At 65.5% G+C, this 21,691-nt stretch carries 19 protein-coding genes; 9 read left to right on the top strand and 10 right to left on the bottom strand.

The genetic code is table 11. The features are described from left to right. Positions 1-59: 59 nt before the first annotated feature. On the bottom strand, positions 60-830 hold the full coding sequence (locus tag ACLQ3J_RS10000; protein WP_425903060.1) for an AraC family transcriptional regulator: 771 nt from the start codon (positions 828-830) through the stop codon (positions 60-62). Positions 831-909: 79 nt separating this feature from the next. On the opposite strand from ACLQ3J_RS10000, the gene ACLQ3J_RS09995 reads away from it, so the two are divergent. Continuing rightward, positions 910-2,037: a methyltransferase gene (locus tag ACLQ3J_RS09995; protein ID WP_425903059.1), complete on the top strand. Its 1,128-nt coding sequence runs from the start codon at positions 910-912 to the stop codon at positions 2,035-2,037. Here ACLQ3J_RS09995 and ACLQ3J_RS09990 read toward each other — a convergent pair. Further along, positions 2,034-3,242: a winged helix DNA-binding domain-containing protein gene (locus tag ACLQ3J_RS09990; RefSeq protein ID WP_425903057.1), complete on the bottom strand. Its 1,209-nt coding sequence runs from the start codon at positions 3,240-3,242 to the stop codon at positions 2,034-2,036. The genes ACLQ3J_RS09995 and ACLQ3J_RS09990 overlap by 4 nt on opposite strands. A gap of 80 nt (positions 3,243-3,322) precedes the next feature. Next, positions 3,323-3,973 (bottom strand): hypothetical protein, encoded by a 651-nt coding sequence (locus ACLQ3J_RS09985; RefSeq protein WP_206038819.1) that lies wholly within the window; start codon positions 3,971-3,973, stop codon positions 3,323-3,325. A gap of 116 nt (positions 3,974-4,089) precedes the next feature. Here ACLQ3J_RS09985 and ACLQ3J_RS09980 point away from each other — a divergent pair, with 116 nt between their 5' ends. Continuing rightward, positions 4,090-4,770: a TetR/AcrR family transcriptional regulator gene (locus tag ACLQ3J_RS09980; RefSeq protein ID WP_169652728.1), complete on the top strand. Its 681-nt coding sequence runs from the start codon at positions 4,090-4,092 to the stop codon at positions 4,768-4,770. Here the strand turns inward: ACLQ3J_RS09980 and ACLQ3J_RS09975 are convergent. The 4 genes from ACLQ3J_RS09975 to ACLQ3J_RS09960 all read right to left on the bottom strand — a co-directional run bounded on the left by ACLQ3J_RS09975 (position 4,698) and on the right by ACLQ3J_RS09960 (position 8,398). Next, positions 4,698-5,576, bottom strand: coding sequence for a sulfurtransferase (locus ACLQ3J_RS09975; protein WP_169652727.1), 879 nt, complete (start codon positions 5,574-5,576; stop codon positions 4,698-4,700). The two genes, ACLQ3J_RS09980 and ACLQ3J_RS09975, sit on opposite strands and share 73 nt — an antisense overlap. An 88-nt stretch (positions 5,577-5,664) precedes the next feature. Next, positions 5,665-6,780 (bottom strand): acid phosphatase, encoded by a 1,116-nt coding sequence (locus ACLQ3J_RS09970; protein ID WP_425903056.1) that lies wholly within the window; start codon positions 6,778-6,780, stop codon positions 5,665-5,667. 54 nt (positions 6,781-6,834) lie between these two features. Then, a complete protein-coding gene (locus ACLQ3J_RS09965) occupies positions 6,835-7,818 on the bottom strand; it encodes a hypothetical protein (RefSeq protein ID WP_425903054.1) in 984 nt (327 codons plus the stop codon). A gap of 220 nt (positions 7,819-8,038) precedes the next feature. After that, positions 8,039-8,398, bottom strand: a complete 360-nt coding sequence (locus ACLQ3J_RS09960; protein ID WP_169652723.1) for a hypothetical protein — start codon at positions 8,396-8,398, stop codon at positions 8,039-8,041. Between the two features lie 82 nt (positions 8,399-8,480). On the opposite strand from ACLQ3J_RS09960, the gene ACLQ3J_RS09955 reads away from it, so the two are divergent. After that, positions 8,481-9,032 carry a helix-turn-helix domain-containing protein gene (locus ACLQ3J_RS09955; protein ID WP_169622393.1) on the top strand — a complete coding sequence of 184 codons (552 nt, stop codon included), beginning with the start codon at positions 8,481-8,483 and terminating at the stop codon, positions 9,030-9,032. 205 nt (positions 9,033-9,237) lie between these two features. Continuing rightward, entirely contained in the window at positions 9,238-10,227 is a 990-nt protein-coding gene (locus tag ACLQ3J_RS09950; protein WP_169652791.1) for a rod shape-determining protein, read from the top strand. Positions 10,228-10,247: 20 nt separating this feature from the next. Here ACLQ3J_RS09950 and ACLQ3J_RS09945 read toward each other — a convergent pair whose 3' ends face one another. Further along, positions 10,248-13,061 carry an FtsW/RodA/SpoVE family cell cycle protein gene (locus ACLQ3J_RS09945; protein WP_425903052.1) on the bottom strand — a complete coding sequence of 938 codons (2,814 nt, stop codon included), beginning with the start codon at positions 13,059-13,061 and terminating at the stop codon, positions 10,248-10,250. Continuing rightward, positions 13,048-14,307 (bottom strand): hypothetical protein, encoded by a 1,260-nt coding sequence (locus tag ACLQ3J_RS09940; RefSeq protein WP_425903050.1) that lies wholly within the window; start codon positions 14,305-14,307, stop codon positions 13,048-13,050. The genes ACLQ3J_RS09945 and ACLQ3J_RS09940 overlap by 14 nt, the downstream gene beginning before the upstream one ends. A gap of 214 nt (positions 14,308-14,521) precedes the next feature. Here ACLQ3J_RS09940 and ACLQ3J_RS09935 point away from each other — a divergent pair, with 214 nt between their 5' ends. Beyond that, complete coding sequence (locus ACLQ3J_RS09935) at positions 14,522-14,932, top strand: hypothetical protein (protein ID WP_425903048.1); 411 nt, start codon at positions 14,522-14,524, stop codon at positions 14,930-14,932. 294 nt (positions 14,933-15,226) lie between these two features. Here ACLQ3J_RS09935 and ACLQ3J_RS09930 read toward each other — a convergent pair whose 3' ends face one another. Next, positions 15,227-15,892 carry a hypothetical protein gene (locus ACLQ3J_RS09930; protein WP_425903046.1) on the bottom strand — a complete coding sequence of 222 codons (666 nt, stop codon included), beginning with the start codon at positions 15,890-15,892 and terminating at the stop codon, positions 15,227-15,229. Between the two features lie 281 nt (positions 15,893-16,173). On the opposite strand from ACLQ3J_RS09930, the gene ACLQ3J_RS09925 reads away from it, so the two are divergent. The 4 genes from ACLQ3J_RS09925 (at position 16,174) to ACLQ3J_RS09910 (ending at position 21,607) form a co-directional block, all read left to right on the top strand. Beyond that, positions 16,174-17,043, top strand: a complete 870-nt coding sequence (locus ACLQ3J_RS09925; protein WP_425903045.1) for a hypothetical protein — start codon at positions 16,174-16,176, stop codon at positions 17,041-17,043. A gap of 446 nt (positions 17,044-17,489) precedes the next feature. Further along, on the top strand, positions 17,490-18,128 hold the full coding sequence (locus ACLQ3J_RS09920; protein ID WP_425903044.1) for an HNH endonuclease domain-containing protein: 639 nt from the start codon (positions 17,490-17,492) through the stop codon (positions 18,126-18,128). Between the two features lie 180 nt (positions 18,129-18,308). Beyond that, the gene (locus ACLQ3J_RS09915) at positions 18,309-19,901 is read left to right on the top strand and encodes a hypothetical protein (RefSeq protein WP_425903042.1); all 1,593 of its coding nucleotides are present in this window, start codon (positions 18,309-18,311) and stop codon (positions 19,899-19,901) included. A 128-nt stretch (positions 19,902-20,029) separates the two neighbouring features. Continuing rightward, complete coding sequence (locus tag ACLQ3J_RS09910; RefSeq protein WP_425903041.1) at positions 20,030-21,607, top strand: hypothetical protein; 1,578 nt, start codon at positions 20,030-20,032, stop codon at positions 21,605-21,607. Positions 21,608-21,691: the final 84 nt, after the last annotated feature.

Below are 21,691 nucleotides of genomic sequence, written 5' to 3'. Positions count from 1 at the left end.
GTTTGTCCGGTCTGGGCGCAATCGCGCGTTCGGGACATTCGATGTCGCGTTCGGGACAGCTATCCCGTCAGGCGGAACGTGCCCGGTGTGGTTCCCATGATTCGGCGGAACGCCGCGCCGAACGCGCTCACCGACCGATAACCCATTATCTGGGCCACCTCGCCGAGTTCGAGACCGGTGCCGAGAAGGATCGCGGCGCGCTGTGCCCGAACCGCCGCGGTCCACCGTCCGAAACTCATTCCCGTCTCGGATCGGAACACGCGGGTGATGGTCCGGGCACTCACCCCCAGCGCCGTCGCCCAGTCTGTGAGCGTGCGCGGGTCGCCGGGGTCGGCATCGACAGCCTCGACGATCGGCCGCAACAGCGGGGATGTCGGCATCTGCACCAGCAGTTCCTGGTCCGACGGCGCGAGCACGTCGATCACCATCTTCTCGGTCAGCGCTCGCGACTCACTTTCGAGCGACTCGTGCGTCAAACGGTCGAGCAGTAACCGGAGCAGCGGCGTCATCTCGACCGACACCGGACGCTCGGAGAGTGCGGGCGTCGCGCCGATGCCGAAGTGCGCCGTGCGATACCACGTGCCCGCCGGCGTGATGCCGGAGTGCAGCAGCCCGGCGGGTATCCACAAGCCGATCGTCGGTGTCACCGTCCAGGTCCGTGCCCCCACCGTGACACTCGACGCGCCGCGCTCGTTCCACAGCAGTTCGTGGGTGGGGTGTGAGTGCGGTTCGAACCGCGTGTCGCGGGAGACGAGTTCGTCCATACCGGCGATGACGAACGGCACGTCGATCGCTCCGGCCTCGTACACCGGCAGCGTCCTGGTCTCCATGGGCACCCATTATGTCCGCAGCGTCACCATCTGCCCGTGCGGTCGTCGGGCACATCACGGCAGTGCATATGGTTGTGCGATGGAAACCGAGTTCGTCCGCTGGACCGAGGACGGCACCGAGCAGTCGGCGGTGTGGCGGTCCACCAGCGGAGCGACGCCCCCGAAAAAGGTCCGGGTGGCCAACGACTCGATGACCGCCGACGAGGCATACCGCCTGGCGTGCGAGGGAACGGCGCTGTTGTGGCGCGGCGACTTCCACAACGCCCGCCAACTCGGCACCGCCGTCGCCGCCCGGGCCACGCGCAAGCCCCGCAAGACGTCGACGGACCCCGCCACCGCGTTCCACCTGCACCGGCAGACGCAGTCCCGGCGAGCGAGCATCCTCGGGATGCTGCTGGTGCCGTTCGACGCGGACCAGACGATCCCGCTCCGACGCGCCCCCGACGTGCGGCAGGCCGTTCACGAGGCGTACGGGCCGATCGATCAGCCCACCGTCACCACCTTGCGGGATCTGCTGGGCGCGATCGGCGCCTACGAATGGCAGAAGAAGGGCGTCGAGATCCCCGCCCTCGGCGCGCGCATCCACCCCGGATACGGCGTGTTCTCACCGATTCGCGGCGAGTACGTCGACCTCGTCGCCGACACCCCGCTGCCCTCGCTCACCAAGGCGTTCGACATCGGCACCGGCACCGGCGTGCTGGCCGCCGTCCTCGCCCACCGCGGCGTCGAGAAGGTCGTCGCGACGGAGATCGACGCGAAAGCCCTCGCCTGCGCGCGGGCGAACCTCGACCGGCTCGGCTACAGCGACCGGGTCGAGGTCGTGCAGACGGACCTCTTCCCGGAGGGCCGGGCACCGCTGGTCGTGTGCAATCCGCCGTGGATTCCCGCCCGGCCGACATCGCCGATCGAGTACGCGATCTACGACCCGGACAGTGCGATGCTCCGGGGCTTCCTTCGCGGACTGCCCGAGCACCTCGAACCCTCGGGAGAAGGCTGGCTCATCCTGTCCGACATCGCCGAACATCTCGGCTTGCGGACCCGCGAGGAACTCCTCGCTCTGATCGGCGATGCCGGTCTCGTCGTGCTCGAACGCCGAGATGTGGCGCCGCGGCACGGCAAGATCGAGGACCGGTCGGATGCGCTCTACGCCGCGCGCAAGCGGGAAGTGACGTCGCTGTGGCGGCTCGCCGTGCGGGACCGTCCCTAACGCGTTCGGCGACCGGAGTCCCCGCCCTGCGACAGTTCCTTGGCCAGGGGCGACGGGAACCTCGGCATCACGCGCACACCCCCGAGCCAGTCGTCGAGGCGGGCGGCTTCCTGTTCGAGAAACGCCGAACCCTCCGCGCCGATGTCCTCGAGCAGGTGGAGGGTGACGGCACCGTCGTCGTCCTGCCACCAGGTTCCGACGATCCGTCCGTCCCACCACGCGGTGGGTCCGGCGTTCCCGTTGGAGTCGAACAGCGCCTGCCGGTAAGAACCGAGATACCAGTCGCGCTCGAACCAGCCCATCGTCGTCGGGTCCAGCGCCGGCAGCAACGCACCCCACGGTGCAACGCGCGGGGTCTCGTCCACGTCGTCGGGCATCAGGTAACCGGTTCGTCCGCCGAGATCCACTTCCACCGCGTGTAATTCGGCAAGCGCCGCGCGCACCGCCTTCAACGTCGAGCCGAGCCACCACTTGATGTCGGCTTCGGTGCCGGGACCGAAGCGCCGCAGCCACAACTCCACCAGGCCGCGCACGCCGTCGTCCTCGGTGCACGGTTCGATCTCCGCGCCGAGCCACGACTCCGTGGTGGCCCAACTCGGCCGCGAAATTCGCCACGCTCCATTGTTGGAGGCGCGCACCACTTTTCCCGACGCCGACAACACCGTCAGCACGCGGGGAGCAAAGGCGACCTTCCCGGCCCACGACTTCCCGGTGCCGTAGTCGACGGCACTGTCGATATGGGGAATCTCCTTGCGCAGTTCGGTGGAGGTCGCTTCCCTGCCACCGGACAGCGCCTCGAGGACGTGCTCGCACGCCTCGGTCAGCCACTGCTCACCGTCGGTGTGCAGACCGGCGGCCTCGACATCCTTGGCCACGCTGCGTCGCTGCACCGCTGCGACCCGGTTGCTCGCGCCGGCTTGAGCAAGTGGCAGAACATGCCGTGGGAAGACGAAGACCGTCCGCCGCATCGCGAGATGCTTGACCAGCGAACGGTCGACGTAGAGCGCGCGGTCGAGATCGGAGACCTGGAAATCGTCGACGCGCGCCCAGGCCGACAGATAGACGGTCGCCGGGTCGGTGCCGTGCAGGCAGACCATGCCGGTCGCGGCCTCGACGGCATCCTTCGCGCGAAAGTCCGGAGCGAGGCAGTGTCGTGCGGCCAGGCGAGCCCTGCGTTCGGTTGCGTCGATCTGTCGCAGCGTCATGGCGCCACCATAGTGGTTACCTGCGACGAACTTGGGTGCGATAGTGCCCGCTAGGCGGGCACTATCGCACCCAAATTGCGTCACATCAGAACCAGCTGGGCGGCGATCAGGACGTCGAGCACTCCGCACCATTCGGCGAAGGTCTTCGAGACCACCCGGTCCCGCCAGATATGCACGAAGTCCCACATCCCGTGCAGGAACCAGCCGGCCGCGATCACGTACACCCCGATGGTCGGATCGACGGCGAGACCGGCGAGCGCCACACCGCAGAAAAACACGATTCCGACCGCTTGAAGGCGCATGTTCGGCGTCGAATCGATTTCCCCTGTGGACATCACCCACACCAGCAGGACGAGGGAGGCACCGACGAGAAGGGTGGACGGCGCCATAATCCCGGTCACCTCGGTGACCGCGACCGTCCCCGCCACCAGCACCACGACCGGCCACGTGATCTTCCGGTTGCCGATCTTGGCCATGATCAGATAGATCAGCGCGAGCATCGGCAGCGCCTCGCCCAGGAACTGGGCCGAACCGCCCTTCTCTCCGAGCGCTGCCGCCACCACGTCGGGTCCGACCAGGGCGAGGGCGAGCAGGGCGGGCCAACGGCGCAGAGTCCACCGCACAGGTCCCGGCAGTCTGTCGAACCAGCGCGCAATCCGTCCTGCCTCGGGAGCATTGTCCGACGAAGCTGCCGTGGGCAGCTGTTGTGTGGGTTCCGTCCTGTCGAGCATCGCGAACTCCGATCGTCGAGGCGCCTTCCCCCTGGGCCTCACATAAGTCGAACAGTGCTGTCTACTTTAGGACCCTGCTACCGTAACTCGTACAGCCGTGTATGGGAAGAGGAATGATGACAGCACCGACACCTCGCGCGACGAAACGAGCCGACGCCGTCCGCAACGTGGAGCGCATCCTCGACGCCGCCATCGCCTGCCTCACCGAACGGCCCACCGCGTCGATGGCCGATATCGCCAAAAGAGCAGGTCTCGGCCGCGTCACCCTGTACGGCCACTTCGCGTCACGCGCGGAATTACTCGAAGCTGTGGTCGTGCGTGTCCTCGAACAGGGCGAACGTGCCCTCGGTGCCGTCGATCTATCCGGCAACCCGCGCGATGCGCTGAGCCGCCTGATCGAAAGCAGTTGGCTCCTGACCAGTCAGGCCGCTTCGATCATCGCCGCCGCCGAAGACGAGTTACCGCCCGGGAGAATGCAGGAACTGCACACCGACCCGGCTGCGCGCGTCGAGGCGCTCATCGAACGCGGACGAAGCGAAGGCGTGTTCCGAACTGATATGCCGACGTCGTGGCTCGTCACCGTGATCCACCAGATCCTGCACGGCGCCGCCACCGAGATCTCGATAGCACGCCTCGACCCCCACGACGCATCCGAACGCATCACCACGACGATCCTCGCCGTCCTCGATGCTCCGTCGGCGCAGGAGACGAATAACTCAGCGGGTCAACGAGGGTCGGGTCCCTCGACGAGCGGAAGTGACTCGTCGGCGGTCCAGGCGTTGAGCGAACCGTCGTAGACCGCGGCGTCGGTGCGACCCGCCACGGCAAGCGCGTGGGCGACGCCCGACGCGGCGATGCCGCCACCGCAGTACGTCACCGGTCGCACGTCCGGGTCCAGCGCACCCGCCTTCTCGAAGATCTCCCTCAGTTCGGCTGCGGGCTTGAGGCGGCCGGTGGACGGGTCCACGAGGTCGCCGAAGGGGATGTTGATGCTGCCCGGGATGTGCCCACGACGCGGATACGACGGGCTTTCACCTCGGTAGGTCGCCGGGTCGAGAGCGTTGATGATGAGGGTGTGGGGGTCGTCGAGAGCGCCCAGAACGTCCTGCGTCGACGTCAGCAAGTCCGGACGACGATGCGCCGTAAAGGTCGCGGCGTGCGGAATCACCTGCTCTTCCGAAACGGGATACCCCGCGGCACGCCACGCGGGGAGGCCGCCGTCGAGGACTGCCGCGTCGTCGAATCCTTCGAGCCGCAACTGCCACCACAATCGGGCGGCCCAGATTCCGCTCGACTGGTCGTAGATCACCACCCGTCGTCCGTCCCCGATACCCACCGCACCCGCCGCGATCGCGAACCGGTCCGACGACACAGCGGTAAACGGTTGCGGCGCTTGATGGTCGGAAAAGTCGGTGAACAGGTCGGCGTAAACCGCCCCCGGGATGTGCGCCTCGGCGTACGTGTCGAGACCGGGCTCGATGTGCACCGACCCGTCCGGCGGCATGCTCAGGTGTGTCGTGGCGTCGACGATGACGAGGTCTTCGTCGTCGAGGTGCTCGTGCAACCACTCGGGAGTGACGGACTGGGGTGTCGGGTCGCTCATGGAGCACTCCTTCTGCCGTCCCACGGCAGTGCTGGCCTCGACCCCGGCGCGCGAGGTCCGAACCACCAAATCGTACGCGGCGAGGCTCCTACACAGTCGCGTACGCGGCAGCGAGATCGATGCGTAGCCACCCGCCGTCGGGGCCGGCGCGATCGAGTGGGTATCCCGCAGGTAGCGCGGTGTCCCGGAGCACGCCGAGGCGCTCCTCGTCCGTGAGATGGGGCGCGACGCTCCGCAACAGCACCGCGGCGTCCGCGGGAATGTCGTTCACTATCGCCGGATCGACCGGCTCGAACCCGTAGGTCAACCGGTTCCGGTATTCGCCGCGCGCCGCATCGAGTGAGCGATACCGGAGGTCGGACTCGATGTAGTCGGCCAGGGGTGCACCCACAGACCGTTCGAGTTCCGACCGGAGTTCGGCCTTCGCTTCGTCGACGAGACGGACGAACGCCGGGTCGTTCAGCCGGTCGGCAGCCGCAGCCTGACCCATGATGCGCGCGCCCATGACGTCGAGCGGGTAGTGCACGCCCAACACGATTCGGCTGTTCCCCACCTCCGAGGCACGGGCGAGAATCTGCGGAGCAAGCTCGGGAAGCATGTCCGCCAGCAGGATGCCCTTCCAATACGCCTGCGCCGTATGGCCCGAAGGGTACGAACTGGTACCGAACACTTCCGCGTACGGGTCGGCCGCGCCGCCGGTTCCGTCGCCGAAGTAGTAATGGATCCGCTCGGGTGCCGCCTCGAACGGTCGCGGGTTGTTCCAATGCTGCTTTTCCAAGAGCGTCGAGTTGGCGATGCCGCCGGCCCGAGCGAGGTCTCCTCCGAGCAAAGTCTCGGTCTTCGGTAGACGTCCCCCGTCGAGCGCGACGCGGAACACTTCGCCCAGGCCGTGGCCGAACCCGTCCGACAACGACAGCAGCCGGTCGTAGTGACTGTCGAACAACGCGCGCTGCTGCTCTACGGGCGACGCCGCATTGTTGATCGCCACGGCGATATCGAGGTTCTGCTGCACCACGTCGGGACGACTCTCGCGAAGTTCGGTGAACCCGTCCAGCACGGAGATGTAGTTGACGCGCGCGGGGAGATCGGACGGGTAGGGACCGACCAGGTCCGGGAGAGCGAAGGGCCCGGCATAGGCGACGGGTGCCGTCGCCGTCATCATCACCGCAGCGATCAGTGCCCCTGCATACCGGCTGAACTTCATCGAGTGGCCTTCCCCCGGACGACGGTCCACGAAGTTAAGCCGCCCAGGTGCCCGTTACGCAAGAGGCAGCGACAGCGGCGCGTTCCTCGTGGGTTCGCTGCCCGCGGATTCTTCAGCGAGTCGCATCGCTACTCCGATGGCACCAGCCAAGGAACCCAGGAGTACGAGCAGGGTGAGTGCGCCGTTACCGGGGTCGCGTGCCGACCCTCCCAAGGCTTCGGTGTCGAGGGCGAGGTACGTCACCGTGTCCTTCAATGCGCTGGTGAAGGTTACTGCGGTGCCCAGCCAGAGCAACACGAGACGAGCCGGCGTAAGCCGCTTTCCCCTGAGCAGACCCGTCGCAGCCGCGGCACCTGCGGCAGCCGCCGACGCTCCTACGACGAGGAATACTCGTTGCGCGGTCGTCAGGTCCGAAAACACCGCACTCCCCCACACCGCCCACACCAGCTGCTGTCCGGTGAATATCACAGCGGCAGCGACGAATACGGCACCGAGGTGGTTCTGTAGTCGGCCGGTTCGTCCTCCGCCGTTGTCGGCGCCACCGTCGACCACCACGTGCCACCTGTCCCGCGCGTAGAGAACGAATCCGGCGAGCAGGAGAACAGCCTGCGTCGCGAAGCCTCCGTACACGACAGCGAACACCCACCCCTCCATGGCGTCGTTGCCGCTGTACGCGTTTCCGCCGCCCGTGACGACCTGAATGGCGCCGCCCAGAACCGACCCCACCGCGACGGGGACGAGCAGTCCGGTCGCGACCCACATCGGGAAAGCAAGGAGGACGGCGGGGATTCTCTTTCCCCACGGCGCAACCAACCCGACCGCGATCAGGATCGCGGTCAGTTCCATACCCGCCGTCGCGATGTTGGCGACCCGCATGGTGTCGGCCAACGCGGCGTCGTCGACACCGATCGTCCAGCCGAAGATCCAGGCAGTCTTCAGGAGCAGGTAGGGCAGGCACGACACGACGGTGGCGACGCATATCCAGCGCCGGAGCGGCAACACCCGGTCCGCGCCCCGGGATTGCGCAGTCAGATTCATGGCAACATTCCGATCACCGTCTCGAGATGGCAAGCATTCGGATGCAGCACCCGAATCCCTTCGCCCAGTCAACCGCCTGAACGCCACCTCGAACATCGGGGAAGACCCGGAAATCGGCCCCTAGAAAATCCCCCGGACTCGACGGTCTGGATGCAGGGCAGCGCCGGTATGACTCGCCGAACTCGCCGGCTGAGCCGGCTGAGCCGGACAGCGTCGGTGGTCAGTGAGCCCCGGCCGGGTCCACGGCGTTCGCGAGTGCGTACGCATTCGGAGAACTCAGTAGAAGCTCGTCGAACTCGGTGCCGGCCCGGCGCACCCCGATGCGCAGCACCGGATATCCGCGCTTCATCGCGACCAGGCGCCGTGTGCCGCGCGGATGCCGGAAGGTGCCCACTTTGAGATATCCGGAGATCACCAATCCCGATCTGATGCCGAGTATTTCGGACGTCCAGCCCGGCAGAACCTCGACGCTCGAGATCTCCGACAACGGCACCTCCATCGTGCTCCGGTGGACCATGATCGCCTCCCACCAGGAGAACGAGAGATGAAGGGCGTTGTCTCGAATGGTCGATGTCGCCATAACGTCAGGTCTCCCGTCGACGGTAAGCTCGATGTAGTACTGAGAACATTATCAGACTGATAATAATGCGGGAAGGGTGCCGATGGGAAAGACCTCACCGATTGCCGAGGTGGTGCTGCATCCCGTTCGCCTGCGGATCGTGCAGCAACTCGGCGGGCGCCGGCTGACCACCGCACAACTCCGGGCCGAGCTCCCCGACGTCACCCAGGCCACGCTCTATCGGCACATCGCGGCCCTGATCGACGCCGAGATCGTTACCGTCGTCGACGAACGCCGCGTACGCGGCACCATCGAACGCACCCTCGCGCTCGGCGAGCGTATGGCCCATGTCGGACACGACGAGCTCGCGGCCATGGACGAAGCCGAACTACGGAATGCCTTTCTCGCCTTCCTCGGATCACTCGGCAAGAGTTTCGACTCGTTCGTCGAGAACGACGATCGACAGCTCCGGCACTATCTGGGTTTCGGAACCACTCCGCTCTACGTCACCACCGACGATCTTGCGGAGATCCAGGCGCGACTCGGCGAGATCCTTGCCCCCTACCGAACGGATGCAGGCGGCGACCGAATGCGCGTCGATCTGACCACCGCGGTGATTCCCACTCCCCCGCCCGTCGCTCCCGACGAGAAGTAGCCGACCCCCCCGAAGGCAGGGGTGCGCATCCCCGTATCCGGTCATCCACGACGAGCGGGACGCTCTACGAGAGTCCATGTCACCCATTCCGGCGAACAACGCGCCGAGGCGAATTCGACAGCGGTAACCTTGGTCTATTCGACATCTTCGGATGCCGTTGAACACCATCTGAACACTCTCGCGGGTGATCCGCTCGGAGGCCGACGTGCGTGGATTCGGTATCGATCTCGGAACAGCCAACACTGTCGTCGGCACTCCCGAAGACGGCATAGTCCTGAACGAACCGTCGCTGTTGATGGTTCGGACGAGGGAACCCCACAAAGCGCTCACGATCGGCCATGACGCGAGTGACCTCGTCGACCGCATTCCCTCCGGAATCACGGCGATTCACCCGATACGTGACGGTGTCATCGTGGATCTCGGGACGGCTCGGACGTTCGTCAGTGCCGTTCTCGAGCGGGCCGCCCCCCGCCGCCGGTTCGGTACACGGCCGACGGGTGTCGTCGCGGTTCCCGCCGGCGCGACCCCGCTCGAGCGTCGCGCGATGTTCGAAGTCGCACACGAGGCGGGTCTTCGGAAGGTCGGTCTGGTGCCGGAACCGGTGGCCGGCGCGCTCGGTTGCGGTCTCAACCCGCTCGAGCCGTCGACCCATCTCGTCGTCGATATCGGCGGCGGCACTTCGGAAGTCACTGCACTCTGTTACGGCGGTGTCCTGTCGCACCGCAGTTGCCGAATTGCGGGAAACGACTTGAACAGGGCGATACTCCGCTACCTGCGCGCGGAACACGAACTCGTCGTCGGCGAATTCACAGCGGAGCGGGCCAAGGTGGGAGCGCCCGAGGTCGCCGAGGAACAGCCGCTCGTGGTGGAGGGCCGCGACGCCGCGACCGGCCGGGTCCGGCTGGTCACTCTCGAAACCGAGGAGATCATGGATGCGGTGCGCCCCACCATGACGAGCATCGTGCAGACGCTGTCCGCGTGCCTCGACGACCTTCCGGCGCGGGCCATCGGTGACGTGATGGCCGAAGGCATGCTGGCGATCGGTGGTGGATCGATGCTTCGCGGTCTGCCGCAACTGCTCGAAGAAGCCTTCGGCCTTCCCGTGAAGGCCGCGGAGCGTCCTCTCACGTGCGTTGCGGAAGGCGCGACCGCCTGCATGGACCACCCCGAGGTGGTCGCCGCCTACAGCGCCTGATGTTCAGCGGGTCTGGTTGGTCAGCGGGTCTGGGCGAGATAGCGCTCGAGCAGAGTCTTGACGACCGGACCTGATGTCGCCGAACCGAATCCGCCGCCCCGCACGAGTGCAGTCACCACGACCTCGGGTGCATCGAAGGGTGCCACCGCGGAAAACCAGGCATTGAGGCCCTTCCCGGGGGCCGAGGGGTCCTCGGCGGTACCGGTCTTCGCCCCGGCCGGCACAGGCAGGCTCGCGAGCTGACCGGCGGTACCGGCTGTGGCCGATGCCCGCATCCCCGCTCGCACAGGTCCGAGTTCGTCCGCGAACGACAGTCGATGCGGGGCCTCTGTCGGAACGGGCACACCCTCCGCCGGCCCGTAGGACGCCGCGAGTTGGGGCGTCACCATCGCGCCGGAGGCGATGCCCGACGTCCAGCGAGCCACCTGCAGCGGGGTCGAGCTGACGGTGCCCTGACCGATTCCCATCAGCAGGGTCGACCCCGGATACCAGGCCCCACCGATGCTGCTGACGTTCTCCGGTGTGCCGAGGAAACCCGCGGACTCGTTGGGCAGATCGATGCCCGTCGGCGAGCCGGCGCCCAGTTCACCCGCGGTCGTCGCGATGCGCTCGGGGCCGAGGAGGTCGGCGAGCTGGTAGAAGTAGACGTTGTCCGACCACTGGATGGCCCCCAGCAGGCTGTTGCCTCCCATGGGCTGCCAGTTCGCAAAAGTGTGCCCTCCGTAGGAATAGGAGGCGCCGCCCGCGAGCACAGTGTCCGGCGACAGCACGTGCGACGCCGCATTCGCCGCGGCGGTAACGATCTTGAACGTCGAGCCTGGAGGCACGGCGGTCTGCGCGGCGTGGTTGAGCATCCGCCCCGGCCCCGTGCCCTCGGTTTGCGCCGCGAGCGCGACCGGGTCGACCGGTGGTTCGAAGACGTTGTTGTCGTAGCCGGGAACACTGGCCAGTGCCAGCACCCCACCGGTGCGGGCATCCATCACGACTGCGGCACCGAGGTCGCCTCCGCTGGTGCGCATCGCCTGTGCGAGCGCATCGGTCGCGGCCTGTTGCAAGCCGAGGTCGAGGTGCAACCGCAGGTCGTGACCCCGTACCGGGTCCACCCTCTCCCCTGTGCCGACCGGACGCCCGGACGGATCGACGTACATGCACTGCCGGCCGTCGACGCCGCGGAGCAACGCGTCGTACTGCATCTCGAGTCCCGCCTTGCCCACCCGCGCTCCGAGCGGGAGGTTCGGCCAGTACTGCATGCCCTGCTCGTCCGCGGTCCCGACGTACCCGAGGACGGACGCCAGCGACTCCCCCTGGGGATACTGCCGGCGTCCGGTCGGGTACACGAGCACCCAGGGCAGCTGGGCATCCACGATTCGGCGGGCCTGCTCGGCCCCGACGCGTCCGAGCACGAGCTGCATCTCATCTTCCGCGCTCGTCAGGTCGTCCGCGAGTTCGTCAGGCGTGATGCCGAGGAGTGCGGCGAGTTCGTCGCGTATCCCGGGGTCACCGTCGGCGAACATCCGCGGAACCACCGCAACGGAGTATTCGGCGACATTGACCGCGACCGGAACACCGTTTCGGTCGAGAATGTCACCTCGTTCGGCAGGCAGGCGGAGACAGCGCAGCATCTGCGTGTCGCTGGTCGCGCGCAGATCGCCGCCGTGAGCGGTCTGGAGTTGCCAGGCGAACATCGACATCGCGACGAGTGACGCGGTCACCGCCACCGCGCTCGTCGACACTCCCCGAGGGAGCCGTCGCTTCCTGGATTCGGTGGCCCACAGCGAACGCGTCACGCCGTCGCGCCGCACCGCGAGCACCAGGCCGAGAGAGACGAATCCGACGATCGAGGCGGTGCCCCCGTAACTGAACAAGGGGATGGGCATGCCGGTGTGCGGCAGCAGCGACAGGCTCTGGGCGACCGAGACCACGGTGTGAATTCCGAACAGTCCGGCGACACCTGCCGCGACGAGTGCCGCTTCCCTCGTCCGTGCGCTTCGGGCAGCGAGTACGGCGCGCCACACGATGACCACGACGGCCAGCACGACAGCCAGGCCGGCGACCAGACCCCATCCGTACACCAAGCTCGCAAAGGCCAGGTCGTGCTCGGATTCGGGCAGGTAGGTGGCTCTGAGGCCGTAGTCCGGTTCCCGGCCGAGCCCCCACCACCCCGCGCTGCCGATAGCGATGTCCGCCTGCCAGGCAGCCCAGCCCGAGCCCTGCGGATCCGCGTCGCGCGAGAGGAAGACATTGATCCGATCGAGTTGGTACGGGCGGAGGAACAGCAACGCCAGCGGTAGCGAGGCGACGCCGAGCGCGAACAGCGGGAGCAGGGACCGCATCGGCACCCGGGCCAGGATCAGCATGAGCACCACGGTGAAAACGAGAACCACGGCCGTCGACAGGTCGGGTTGCAGTGCGACCAGCGCGATCGGCACACATGCAACCGCCAGGACCGCCAGGAACCTGCGGACCGTGTAGTCACGAGCCAGTATCGATGCGGGCACCAGAACCAGGGCGAGCTTGGCTATCTCGGAGGGCTGCAGGGTGAACACGCCGAGATTCAGCCAGCGCTGCGCGCCCATCGTCGCGATCCCGATCAGCGGCACCGCCACGAGCAGAACAACCGAGACGATGTACAGGATCCAGCCGAAACGGCTCAGGGTGGCGATCCGCATTCGCGAAGTCGCCCACATGGCGCCGAGGCCCACGGCCGCGAGAACTGCGTGACGCACCGCCGGTGCCGTCATTCCCGTCGTCCACATGTTGAGCACGCCGAGAGCGACCAGGACGACTGCCGCAGCGACGAGCCAGGGATCGGATCGGCGCCTATCCGCCTGCACGAGAGCCTCCCGGCGGGCAGGTTACGTTCTCGGCGGGCACGTACAGCGGCTCCGACGCGGCGGCGGCGGGAGCCGTGCTGACCGCGGCGACCGCCAGCGCAGAACCCGGCGGCAGGTCGACGCGGCCGACGCCGTAGGCCTCCTGCGCGCTGGGCGGTACCGGCACCGTGACCTCACCACCCGGACCGACAGCACCCGTACATCTGTCGTAGACGGTCAGATTCCAGGTCACCGCACCGACATTCGCTGCGGGATCGACCCCGACATCCACCCGCAGGTTGCACGATCGTCCCGGCTCACAGGCGCCGTTGGCAAAGCTCGCGACCATCCGGGTGATCGGTCCGGCTTGCCCCGGAAGATCGACGGGGACGGGGCCCGGCTCGGTGGACCCCGGCTCGGCCGGAGGGGATGCGGCGTCGGGCGCCGGGGGCGGCGGCGAAACCGGACTGATCTGATCGTCCATTGACGACTCCCCCGGGTCGAGGAGGGTGTTCCATCCCTGCCTCAGTTCCGACCATGCTTTCGGAGCCACCCACACCATCCCGGCGAGTACGAGGAGGGCGAGCAGAGCGAGTAAAACTCGACGCCACGACGGTCGCCTTCTCCTGCGATGCCAGATCTTCCCCGTGGGTGGCTGCCAGCCGGTCGAGGCGAGAGAGGATCCGGCGGTCGGGGGCGGCTGATCCGGCGCGTCCGGCCGTTCGTGCCCTCGACCTTCCGGACGGACGCGTCCCAGCACCGCCGAGACGAGTGCCGCAAGCTGACGCCGCGTCGCCTCCACCTCATCCGGACCGAATTCTGTTGTGACAGTGCTACGCACGAGCTGCGCGAGCACGACCGGGTCCGACGCCTCGGCGATCGATTCGTCCAGCCGGTCCACAAATGCGGCGCTGCGACAGTTCGCCGCGATCTCCCGAAGCAGGACCGCGACCGCATCACGGACCTCGTCCCGAGATCCCGTGTTCCCGCCGCGCTCGATCGTGAGATGCCCGCTGTCGGACACCGTCACGGCGTTTGCTCGAAGACTCTTCGGAGAACGCCCCGGCTCGTGTGCCGACTCGACCTGCTCGACCACATCGGTGACGAGCACGGACGCCTGCGCAAGGGTTAGCTTCGCGATCGCGAGCAGCCTCTCCAGGGAGACGCCGGCGCCACCTGGATCATCGTCGGTTCGTGTCGGCAGTCCGGACCGAGCCTGGTCGGGCTCGCCATCCGTCGCGTGGATCCCCACGAGTGCCTCGATCATCGTACATCCTGAAACTGCCAGTCCCCCAGCATCTTTCAAGCGTCGAGAAGCGGGGCGGACGATGGATCCTGCAAGCACCTTTCCCACTTGCCTGCTATTGGTTACCGCTCCATTCTGTGCCATTCGCCCCTCGGTTGCGGCGGCTTTCGACCGAAACTCTGCGGCCCGTCCGGGGCATCCTCGAACGGATCACCTCGTCCGTTACCTTGCCTTCATGAAGATGCTCCTGGCCGTCTCGATCGTCTCGGTGTTGTGCACGGTTGCGGTCCTGATCTACGTGGTGCCTCAGCTGGTCGTGTCAGGAGTGGTCGAAGTCGGCGGCCGTGGTCTCGAACTGTTGGTCGTGCTGCCGACATTGGTCGGATTGCCCTGTTCTTTCGCCGGAGCCATCGTCGGGACCGCCTGCGTTCTCCGGCGACGCACTCGGGGGACTGCGACGGTTCTCATGACGTTCGGGCAGGTGTCTACGGTGGCTCTGGCCGTGGCCATCGTGGTGTGGGCTTTCGGGTTCGCTTCGACCGGCTGGGAGCTCGTGGCGCTGCCGGCAGCATTGATCGTGGGCCAGGTGATGGTGGCGGCGGGGCTGTTGGTGGCACGCACGAGTCGGAGTCCGTCGCCGACGTGAACGAGATCCTCCTGTGTCGAGCAGTGCCGCATATCCGTCGTCAGCGGGTGGTGGAAGATCTCGAAGCTTGGATCTTTCCTCGGATACGGTACAACCGTCCAGGTCGGGCGACCGTACAGGCACCACCACCCCAGACGCATTCAAGTATTCGACCAGCTCGTCCACTTCGGACTCCGGAAGAACGGCACACGGGTTTCGTCCCACCATCAGTCTTCCCGAATCGCGGCTCCACGCGCCGCAGCAGTTCGCGCAAGTGGTCTTATGTTTCAGGTGGCGGGGGATCCAATGCCTCCGTCAGAGGACATCGAGAGTGCTGTCTGCGAGCGCCATGCGCACTCGGTCGAGCTGGTCATGCGTCAGAGCCATAGCGAAACGCTTCTGCTTTCCTCCGCTCGACGGATGATCGAGGTAGACGAATGCGCGTCGGCGACCATCTTGATCGAGCTCCGCGTACCTGCTGTTCCCGTCGAGGCTCAGGTCGAACAGACGCGAGACCTCACGGGCGGAATGGACACCGATCACCGCGACGACTCGGGCTTCCGTCGCAGCCGCCAACACGTTGGGAAGGTGCTTCGTCGCACACGTATGTCTCGCCTCCGGCACACCGAACTCGCTCCTACTCTTGCAGTGCACGACCTCCGTGAGCGCATAGTCGACCCCTGGAGTGGCGCCGGGAATCAGTTCGAACGCCCGTTGCCGGACCGCTGCCCAGAAATAGACCGCACCGGACCATCCCCCCTCCGGCAACGGACTGTAAATACCGTCACGGATCTGCCCGTGCCCTCCGTCGAACCGGTCGGTGAAGTATCGAACGGATCCGGCGATATCGTCTCCCCAACTCGGATACGCCTCGCGCGGGTCGATCGAGGGATTGCTACTGATGAAGATCAAGCGAGCTCTGTCGAGATGCCCTGTCCACGGTTCGGGTACCTGGTGCTCGGACAGAGGCACATCCTGCACGGAAACGACCTTCGAGCACGGCAAGTCCTCACCGGCCTTGCATCGAGCCAGGATCTCGCAACGAATGATCGATTCCAGCACGCGGTTGTCGGCGTTCAAGGTGCCCCTATGCCCGTATTGATTCGACCCGCCGACAGAACAGTCGACCAGCGGACAATACTCCATATCTGACACCTTTTCGGATCGTGCGAGACTGCATCTGCCGCTGTGAGTCCCGAGAATTCACGCACCTGACGGGGTCGAAGCGAAGACTGTCGGCACTACGCGCTCTTATGGGGCACATGAGTGATACGCCCGATTCGGACACCGCAAACACCGCCGCATTGATCCGGAAGGCTGCCCCCGAACCTCTCCAGGAACACTGGGCAGACATCGACGGTGTTCTCTATCCTCCGAAACAGGCGTACCGCTTGATCACAGGGCAGCCGCGATCCGCGTTCAATACCCACCATGCGTTGGCTCAGCTCCGCAAGTTCGGCTTCGCCACGAGCACCTACACGCCGCGGGCCGTCTCGAACACAGATCTTTCGACCGACGAGCCCGTGAGCACTCCCGACGAGATCGACCATGTCGAGCCCGCTCCCACAACGACACCGGGCACCTGGCGCGTATCCGACGGATCTGCTGTGTCCTTCCGCGATGCGATCGCTGAGTGGGGAAGGGTCGCGCACGACGTCCTGCTGGAGACCGCTACCCGCTACAACGACTTCGTCACCTACAAGGAGCTGGCCGAAAAGGTCCAGGAAGTCTCCGGAATCCGAACGAAGTCCCAGATGCGCAATTGGATCGGCAGGGTACTGGGAGTTGTGGTCGAAGAATGTGCACGCCGGGGCGAGCCGCCGCTCACCGCTCTGTGCGTCACCCAGAACCAGACTGTCGGCGACGGGTACCGATTCGTCCTTGAGACAGCAGGTGAGCCCATTCCGGACGACCTCGATCATCACGCTGCCGAAGCCCGCCTCAGGTGCTACCGCGCTTTCAGCACCGATCTGCCTTCGGACGGAGGCACTCCTACGCTCCCGCCACAGGTCACCGCGTCACGCGAAGTGGCAGCGCGTAAGGCTGCGGCAGCTCGTCCTGAGAAGATCGAGCTGTGCCCGGAACATCACACTGCCCTTCCCCGTAGCGGACGCTGCGACTACTGCGCGTAATGGAATCCAGGAGGAGCGATCTCCAGCAGGGCACCGGTCGACCCCTCGACGCGGTGGACCTCGCGGCCCGAGTGGTTCAACTCGTGGAAACCGGACGTAGAGAGTCGACGTACAAGCTCGCTGCCTTGATGGCGCTGATCGACATCTGCGTCGAGCACTCGCCGGCCCCCGACGGAACCCTCACGGTACCTATCGACGAGATCTCTCATCGATTCGTCGGGCATTACTGGCCGCAGGTTCGGGTGTTCCACCAACACGGTCGACTCGCACAGTCGCGCCAAGGACGATCGATTCCGGACAAGATCGCCGACGCCAAAGAGGTATTGCTGCGGGACGGTTTTCGTACGGCGGAGGCAGCACGCGAAGTCGGTCATCCTGCTTACCACTCACTAGTTCGGGCGCTCCGGACAACTATTGCCCAACAACCGCTTACTCACCTTCAAACGGTGCCACGCAGTCGTCTTCGTGACGACTTCCTGTTCGATGCCAGCGAGTTCCACAAGAAGATGACGGTTGTCGAGATCGATCAAATCGGCGTCATCACTCTACGGCCAGGCGTGCCCGAGGGACTGCGGCGGACATCGACTTTGCTCCGAACCTTCTTGCGGTCGCGCTGGGCCCAGGATGTCATCGGGTTCAACCGAGCGGAACTCGATGCGGAAGATCTCGACGGATTCCTGTTCGGCTCCGACCGTACCGCTCTACGCGCGCTCGCCGAGCCGCTCCGAGAACTGCAGAACAATCGGTGTTTCTACTGCGACGGCCGCATAATGGCCGAGGTCCACGTCGACCACGTCCTCCCGTGGTCGCTTCTCCCGATCGATGGCGTCGCCAATCTCGTTGCCACCGATCCACGATGCAACCTCGGAAAATCTGCCAGCATGCCCGTGCTCGAGCACATGTCGCGCGCCCTGAAGCGGGAGTCTTTGCCCACTATCGCTTCGGTATCGCGGATACCGTTGTTGTACAAGCGCACCGAGTCGGCTGCGCGCGGAGCGTACGCTGCGCTGCCCACCGGATCAGTACTGTGGCGGGGAGTCGGAAACTACGAAAAACACGATCCGTCCCACACACACGAGTGGTGACTATCGGGACCAATTATCCGCGAACAGCGGCGTCATTCGGGCTCGCATTCCATCCACATCGCCGGGACCTCCGGCATTCGACCTCAGAGCCTTTTATCGCCCCTGCTTCGCACGTCGTACATTTATCCGATATGACCAGGTCGCGTGAACTCCCGTTATGTGCGGTCTTACTATTCGCCCGTGACGATTCGTGGTGTCGATGAATGGGCAGACGGCTGGAAGTTCCGCGCTCCTGTGAGCTTTGCGGATGTGCGACGGTCCGCACTGCCGGCCGACGGACCGAAACGGAGCGGTTGGTACCTGCTCGGCTTCAGCGACAACACGTACCTCCTCGGAGAATCAGTCGACCTCCGCTCGCGGATGGGAGGACATGCCGCGAAGTGGGGTAACGAGATTGCGAGTGTTCGCCTCCTGCCGAAAGCAGCATCGAAGCAGCAGCTTCGCGTCGTTGAGCGCATGCTGATTCGTGAACTGAGGACACAGAAGACTCCGTTGCGCAATGTCGTACATTCCGATGTCACGACCGGACGCGACGCACTCGACGAGCTGTTCGGCGACGAAATGCAGAAGCAGTGGATCCGCGACCCGCGCGGAGTCAATGCTCGCGACACCACTCCCCTCAAGAATCTTTCCGAGCAGGAGGTGCGGTATTCCACGGCTGCCCGCCGCTTCAGCGACCTCCCCGAAGCGCCTGCGCTGACCGCGCTGCTGCGCACTTTCCTCGAAGCGTGTGTGCCGTCGCCGCGGGCTACAGAATTCCAGTACTGGTCGGTGAGCACCGGAACATACGGGGGCAGCAAGTTCCCTCGCCGGTTCTGCATCAGCGTCGGAATGATGGAAGTGTTCGTCGTCCACGGCGTCAAGGACTCCCCCGGCGCCGTCCAGGGCATCTTGAACGTGCGCGAAAGCACGCTGTTGTCGCGAGTGGGGTCGCTGCATTCCCTACGACGCAGGCATCCCGGAGTTCGCATCGAAGTGCGCGATTACGGAGATGCCGGCGGCGACCTGCTCTGCCTCAAGCCGAAAGATCTGAACGCAGTCGAAGGACTGCTAGCCGATCCCGACGTCACGGCGGCAGCTGCACAGCTCGTTCTCGACCTCATGCGTAAGCACTTCTGTGTCTACACGCGGTACCACTGCCCGCAGCTGGTGCAGTTGGTCTATCCCGAATATCGAAGGTCGGCAGAGGATTCGAAAGAGGATGCCACTACACAGTTGGATTCTTCCATCCCGTACGTCGAGTCCGTGAGCATCGACATAGAGCCCGAGACAAACATCGACGTCGAGGAACTCGGCGACGTGGACCTGTACTGGATCGTTGGGTGCGGGCCACGCGCATCAGGGAGAAACCAGGTCGACGACTTCATCGCGAAGGGCGAATGGCGTATGGATCCCGACCCACGGCACGAAGCGAAAGTCGCAGACATGCTCCCCGGTGAACCCATCGCCGTTCGCACGCGCCGGAATACCACCGCCGACGACCTTCCGTTCGATCGCCGAGGTCACCGCGTGTCCGTGATGGATTTTTACCTCCGCGGAACGATCACCGAGAATCCGGGTGACGGTTGCTCGGTGCGAGTGTCCTGGGAGCGCCCACTCCCGATTCCTCGCGAGTACTACCTCTACACAAGTCAAGACACCGTTTGGGCGCTCGCGCGAGGCGTCCACAGCTTGGCGGACGACCTGATCGGCTTCGTTTTCGACGACAGCAAGCAAGACGTCGACTACGTCCGCAACCTGCCGTTCTGGGCAGAACGTTTCGGCGACCGCTAAAAGACTCGCCGCTGCGGATCCGGTGTCGAGTCATGCCCCCGACCTGTACGTCCATCCGCCTCGTCCCGATGTCGGAATTTCAGGGTATGTTCTCGGTCCGTCGGGCCGAATCGGAGGAGAGCAAGCGGATGAACGAGTTGGCACGGACGATGGGTGCGGCCGTTGTGCCGGCAAGCGACGAGCCCGGCACCGACGTCGCACTGTGTGTAGAGCCCGAAGGTTTGCTCGTGTGTGGTGATCCGAGCGCCGTTGCCAGGTATGTGACCGAACTTCGCGGGCTCGTGTCGGATGCGATTGAGACCGCCGACGTCTCTCCCGTGGTCGCAGCGCACGCTGGTGCGATTGCGGCGGCGGGTGTGGCGATGTCGTCACACGCCGGTGAGTTCGTACGGCTCTCCTCCAAAACCGTCGAGGCATTGAAGACGGCGCGCGCACTCCCCGTCGGCAACGGCTTCTTCCGAGGAACGTTGGTCGACAGCGCAGGAAAATTCTCGCATCAGATGCAGTGGCAGAAGGTGTCCATGGCGCCTGGACGAATGGCGTCTGTCCAATTGTTGGCGGTCCAAGTTGCACTCGCCAGTGCCATCGCGTCCGTGGAAAAATCAGTTGCCCGTGTCGAGGGCAAGGTCGAACGAGTCCTTATGCTCGCCGAGGCTTCCCGTGCCGGTGATGTCCGCGGCCACTACGTCGTGCTGAGTCGACTCACTGCGCAACTCGATGAACGCCAGATCCTCACGAATACCGACTGGGAATCCGTGGCGAGCCTCGGTCCGAAGCTTGTCGTCACCATCGAGCGCCTACGCGAACACGCCAAACGCACCCTCGCAGGCTTCGATCCGACCAAGCCCGTCCACGAACGTGCCGACTACCTCAGAAATGCGCTCGAGGACAACCGACTCGGCGAGACCCTCCATCTGCTGGTGGTGAGCGAGCAGTCGCTGTACCTGTGGCAGCGTCTGCGGATCGCGCGAGTTCAGGCGACCGAACCCGATCACCTCCAGCTCGTGCTCGACGATGCCCGCGGACTCCTCGCCGAAAACGCCGAGCAGGACGGCATGCTCTTGCACCACGCGCGCGAGCATCTGTCCGAGTACGCCCGCATGGATCGGCTCGACGGGTTCCGCTGGGGCGCCACCCATAATCTCTCGCACGACATCGTCCAGCTCCGCAACGACCTCGATGGGTTCGCCGAGGCACGCAGTCGGCAGGTCACCGCGTGGGTGGAGGCCGAGAAGCCCACTATCGCCGATGCCTTCGCAGAAGTTGGTAGCCGAGCCCTGTGGGCCGGAGAGGCGGCCGCAGCGGGAGCCGGCCGAGCGCTCGGCGCCGGACTCGCCGGCGCGGGAGCGGGATTGGGGTTCGTGGGACGAGGCGTCGGCCAGCTGGTCGGTGGATCTCGTCCCGAGACCGAAAACAAAGTCCGGATCGAGCAATGGGTGACGGTCGAAGAGGCTTCCACCGGAGTTGGGTCGTTGTACGAGCACGTGAAGGACGGCCGACTGCGTGCCGGCGAAACCCTTTGCTATCGCGACGCCCCGGCAGGTCTCGTTCACACCGCGACGGTGACCGGTGACGGACGAATCCGTTTCGAGGACAAAGAGTACGACGACCCGTCGGCTCCCCTGATCGAGAAGTGTGGTCGCAGCCGGAACGGATGGCGAGATTGGAGGCTGACCGACGGGCGGTCGCTGCGAGATCTGCAGTGAAGCACGATCGCTCTGAGGCGATAACCGCGGTGCTGATCGCTAATACTCTGGTCACAAGCACCTTTCGACGTGTCCCGTGCGCGC

It is taken from the genome of Rhodococcus sp. DT1 (assembly GCF_049844875.1).
In the GTDB taxonomy this organism is placed as follows: domain Bacteria; phylum Actinomycetota; class Actinomycetes; order Mycobacteriales; family Mycobacteriaceae; genus Rhodococcus.
This window is presented reverse-complemented; position numbering and strand designations above follow the sequence as displayed.

Bases quoted from the DNA above. Each gene is read 5' to 3' on its own strand.
- ACLQ3J_RS10000 (WP_425903060.1), bottom strand. From the start codon at position 830: ATGGAGACCAGGACGCTGCCGGTGTACGAGGCCGGAGCGATCGACGTG.
- ACLQ3J_RS09995 (WP_425903059.1), top strand. From the start codon at position 910: ATGGAAACCGAGTTCGTCCGCTGGACCGAGGACGGCACCGAGCAGTCG.
- ACLQ3J_RS09990 (WP_425903057.1), bottom strand. From the start codon at position 3,242: ATGACGCTGCGACAGATCGACGCAACCGAACGCAGGGCTCGCCTGGCC.
- ACLQ3J_RS09985 (WP_206038819.1), bottom strand. From the start codon at position 3,973: ATGCTCGACAGGACGGAACCCACACAACAGCTGCCCACGGCAGCTTCG.
- ACLQ3J_RS09980 (WP_169652728.1), top strand. From the start codon at position 4,090: ATGACAGCACCGACACCTCGCGCGACGAAACGAGCCGACGCCGTCCGC.
- ACLQ3J_RS09975 (WP_169652727.1), bottom strand. From the start codon at position 5,576: ATGAGCGACCCGACACCCCAGTCCGTCACTCCCGAGTGGTTGCACGAG.
- ACLQ3J_RS09970 (WP_425903056.1), bottom strand. From the start codon at position 6,780: ATGAAGTTCAGCCGGTATGCAGGGGCACTGATCGCTGCGGTGATGATG.
- ACLQ3J_RS09965 (WP_425903054.1), bottom strand. From the start codon at position 7,818: ATGAATCTGACTGCGCAATCCCGGGGCGCGGACCGGGTGTTGCCGCTC.
- ACLQ3J_RS09960 (WP_169652723.1), bottom strand. From the start codon at position 8,398: ATGGCGACATCGACCATTCGAGACAACGCCCTTCATCTCTCGTTCTCC.
- ACLQ3J_RS09955 (WP_169622393.1), top strand. From the start codon at position 8,481: ATGGGAAAGACCTCACCGATTGCCGAGGTGGTGCTGCATCCCGTTCGC.
- ACLQ3J_RS09940 (WP_425903050.1), bottom strand. From the start codon at position 14,307: ATGATCGAGGCACTCGTGGGGATCCACGCGACGGATGGCGAGCCCGAC.
- ACLQ3J_RS09935 (WP_425903048.1), top strand. From the start codon at position 14,522: ATGAAGATGCTCCTGGCCGTCTCGATCGTCTCGGTGTTGTGCACGGTT.
- ACLQ3J_RS09925 (WP_425903045.1), top strand. From the start codon at position 16,174: ATGAGTGATACGCCCGATTCGGACACCGCAAACACCGCCGCATTGATC.
- ACLQ3J_RS09910 (WP_425903041.1), top strand. From the start codon at position 20,030: ATGAACGAGTTGGCACGGACGATGGGTGCGGCCGTTGTGCCGGCAAGC.